The organism is Streptomyces sp. NPDC002790, from assembly GCF_040295505.1.
Lineage (GTDB): Bacteria > Actinomycetota > Actinomycetes > Streptomycetales > Streptomycetaceae > Streptomyces.
In genome coordinates, this window is the sequence record NZ_JBEOVM010000223.1 from 1 (window position 1) to 3,581 (window position 3,581).

Consider the following 3,581-nt stretch of genomic DNA (forward strand, 5'->3'; position numbering starts at 1 on the left):
CGGAACCCACTGGGTTCCGCCCTCCGCCATTCACGTCACGGGGCTCCGCCCCGGCCCCCGCTGCTCAAACGCTGCAGGGGCTTGATGGGTGGTGCACGTCAGTGGCCCGCCGTGCCCTGCGACTCGGAGGTCGTGGCGGAGGTGGAGGCGCCCGTCGAGGCCGACGCCTCGTCGCCCGGCGTCGCCGACGTGGAGGCCGACGTGGACGGGTTCGCGGAGGCGCCCGGCGCGGCCGGGACCTCGCTCGGGCCCCACTTCTTGAAGTAGTTCTCGGCCGGCACCACGAACGCCTTCAGCTTCACGTCCCCGGCCTTGCTGAAGGAGAACGTGATCGGCTGCGCGTTGCCGTCGAGGACGGCCGTGCGGCTGTTGGGCAGCTCGGCGGAGGCGTTGCCCTCGCCGCCGAGGACGACGGAGCCGCCGGCCGGAACGGTGATCTTCGAGCCGCCCTTGGCCCCCGACAGCTTCGCGGTCTTGCCGACGCCGTCGACGGTGATCGCGTCGAGCGTCTGGGCGGAGCTCCCGTTGTTGAAGAGCATGCCGGTGACGACGGCCGGGCCCTTGGACTTGAGGTCCGGCTGGGTGATGACGGTGGCGTTCTGGATCTTGATGTCGCCGACCGAGGTCTCGGCGTTGTCCGGCTTGACCTCAAGTGTCTGCGCGTTGTTACCGGCGCCGCACGCGGCGAGCGAGGCGATCGAGAACGCGATGGCGGCGGCGGCGAGGGAGCCGCGTCGAAGACTGCTGCTCACGGCGGCGGCAACTCCTTGAACGTGGGCGGGCTAGGGCGACGGGGTGTAAAGCCGCCCTAAGGGTCTGTCAGCGGCCTTAGATTACCGAGCCGTTCCCGCGCCGCCGCACCCGACCCGCCCCTCGGGTCCGGACACCGTCCCCGGCTCCTCCCTCGGCGCCGCCGATCACCCCACGTTCCCCACGGTCACCATTGGGTCGCGGGGGTCTCTCGTTCGCCATTCACATAAGGCCTGTCCAGGCGCTGGGGCGGATATCCGGTAAGGAATGCGCGGAGGTCCGGAAAGACGATCACGCGGGACGGCGATTCGCGAAGATCAATTCTGGATTCGGTTCGAACGTATCTCCGGGCCCCTGAACGGAGTAGCGAAAGTTCATCGCTTCGAAGCACGCAAAACGGGACTTTCGGCCCCTTGGGGGCCCGTCGCGGCGGCGGTAGCGTACCCATATCGGCTTCCTCGAAGAACGGCTCCGACCTGCGAATACCCGCCTCCGCTACCCCTCCGCAGCACGTTCCCGATGGGATTGTCAAGCCCCGAGATATGCCCTGACCTGCGAAAACGCCATTCAGAACCCGCAGTTTCCGTGTTAGACTGGATAGCCACGGAAGGGGTACCTGTCACATGACGTTCAAGGTTGGCGACACCGTGGTCTATCCCCATCACGGGGCCGCGCTGATCGAGGCTATCGAAACTCGCCAGATCAAAGGCGTGGACAAGACCTACTTGGTGCTGAAGGTCGCCCAGGGCGACTTGACGGTACGTGTGCCAGCGGACAATGCGGAGTTCGTCGGCGTGCGTGATGTGGTCGGTCAGGACGGGCTCGACCGGGTCTTCGAGGTGCTGCGCGCGTCGTACGCCGAGGAGCCCACGAACTGGTCGCGCCGTTACAAGGCAAACCTGGAGAAGCTCGCCTCCGGTGATGTCATCAAGGTCGCGGAAGTCGTACGTGACCTGTGGCGTCGGGAGCGTGAGCGCGGACTGTCCGCGGGTGAGAAGCGCATGCTCGCCAAGGCTCGCCAGATCCTGGTGAGCGAGCTCGCACTCGCGGAGAACACGAACGAGGACAAGGCCGAGGCCCTGCTCGACGAGGTTCTCGCGTCCTGACACGCGCGTAACGACTGCTGTCGCGTAAAGAACAATGCCGTGGTGCCCGATGACCCTGATGGTGTCGCCGGGCGCTGCGGCATGTTCGTACCCTCACGCGCTACGTACATACACGCTTCGCGTGATCCCCAAGTGGTGTGCCGGGCCCGGACAGCTGGCTCGACCAGTGTCACGGAAGGGTCCGGTCAAGGCGTCGCGCCCGGCACGCTGTGGCCATACCCACCTCCCCCGAGCGCACAAACCTGAACGGAACCGATGTCTGACGAAACGCGTCCCGTAGGCAGCGCAGTACGCACCGCGGCCGTGATTCCGGCCGCTGGACGGGGCGTGCGCCTCGGTCCGGGCGCCCCCAAGGCCCTGCGTGCGCTGAGCGGCACTCCGATGCTGATCCATGCCGTCCGTGCGATGGCGGCGTCCCGCGCCGTGTCCCTCGTCGTGGTGGTCGCGCCGCCCGACGGCGCCGCCGAAGTGAAGTCCCTGCTCGCCGATCACGCCCTGCCCGAGCGCACCGACTTCGTCGTCGTGCCCGGTGGGGAGAGCCGGCAGGAGTCCGTGCGGCTCGGGCTCGAGGCCCTGCCGGACGGTATCGAGATCGTGCTCGTGCACGACGCGGCCCGCCCGCTCGTGCCGGTCGACACGGTCGACGCGGTCATCGAGACGGTACGGGACGGGGCGCCGGCCGTCGTGCCCGCGCTGCCGCTCGCGGACACGGTCAAGGAGGTCGTGCCGAGCGTCGACGGTTCGCCGGAGCCGGTCGTCGCGACGCCCTCGCGGGCCAGGCTGCGGGCCGTGCAGACGCCGCAGGGGTTCGACCGGGAGACGCTCGTGCGGGCGCACGAGACGGTGACCGAGGATGTGACGGACGATGCCGGGATGGTCGAGCATCTCGGCCACCAGGTGGTGCTCGTGCCCGGGCACGAGGAGGCGTTCAAGGTGACGAGGCCGCTCGATCTCGTGCTGGCCGAGGCCGTGCTTGCGCGGAGGAGGGCCAACGATGGGTTCTGACCACATGGTTCTCCCGCAGGTCGGCATCGGGACGGACATCCATGCGTTCGAGGACGGGCGTGAGCTGTGGTGTGCCGGGCTGAAGTGGGAGGACTCCGGGGCCGGGCTCGCGGGGCACTCCGATGCGGATGTCGTGGCGCATGCGGCCTGCAATGCGTTGTTCTCGGCGGCCGGGTTGGGGGATCTTGGGCAGCACTTCGGGACGGGGCGGCCGGAGTGGGCCGGGGCGAGTGGGGTGGCGTTGCTGGGTGAGGCCGCGCGGATCGTGCGGGAGGCCGGGTTCGTGATCGGGAACGTGGCCGTTCAGGTCGTCGGGCCGCGGCCGAAGATCGGGAAGCGGCGGGATGAGGCGCAGAAGGTCCTCTCGGGGGCCGTGGGGGCGCCGGTGTCCGTGTCGGGTGCGACCACGGATGGGCTCGGGTTCCCGGGTCGTGGCGAGGGGTTGATGGCGGTGGCGACGGCGTTGGTCGTGCGGGCGTAATCCGCCGGCCACCCCCGGGGCTCCGCCCCGGACCCCGCTGCTCAATCGCCGCAGGGGCTTAAAAGACCTGCTCAATCGCCGCAGGGGCTTGAAAGGCCTGCTCAGTCGCCGCAGGGACTTGAAAGATCGTCTCAATCGCCGCGTGAAAGGTGCGCCTCTATCGTCGGCGGGGCTTGATTTATCAATAGACACCCCCGCAACAATCCGCGCCCGCACGGGCCCGGGGGGCGCATCAGGGG

General features: G+C 68.8%; 4 protein-coding genes. 3 read left to right on the top strand and 1 reads right to left on the bottom strand.

Features of this window, described 5'->3' with window-relative positions; all coding sequences use genetic code 11:
- Positions 1 to 98: 98 nt before the first annotated feature.
- Positions 99 to 752, bottom strand: a complete 654-nt coding sequence (locus ABT004_RS36125; RefSeq protein ID WP_351346028.1) for a copper chaperone PCu(A)C domain-containing protein — start codon at positions 750 to 752, stop codon at positions 99 to 101.
- Between the two features lie 621 nt (positions 753 to 1,373).
- Between ABT004_RS36125 and ABT004_RS36130 the strand changes: the two genes are divergently transcribed.
- The 3 genes from ABT004_RS36130 to ispF all read left to right on the top strand — a co-directional run bounded on the left by ABT004_RS36130 (position 1,374) and on the right by ispF (position 3,342).
- A complete protein-coding gene (locus ABT004_RS36130; protein WP_266712542.1) occupies positions 1,374 to 1,856 on the top strand; it encodes a CarD family transcriptional regulator in 483 nt (160 codons plus the stop codon).
- A gap of 255 nt (positions 1,857 to 2,111) precedes the next feature.
- Positions 2,112 to 2,861, top strand: coding sequence for a 2-C-methyl-D-erythritol 4-phosphate cytidylyltransferase (ispD, locus tag ABT004_RS36135; RefSeq protein WP_351346031.1), 750 nt, complete (start codon positions 2,112 to 2,114; stop codon positions 2,859 to 2,861).
- Entirely contained in the window at positions 2,851 to 3,342 is a 492-nt protein-coding gene (gene ispF, locus ABT004_RS36140) for a 2-C-methyl-D-erythritol 2,4-cyclodiphosphate synthase (RefSeq protein ID WP_351346034.1), read from the top strand. The genes ispD and ispF overlap by 11 nt, the downstream gene beginning before the upstream one ends.
- Positions 3,343 to 3,581: the final 239 nt, after the last annotated feature.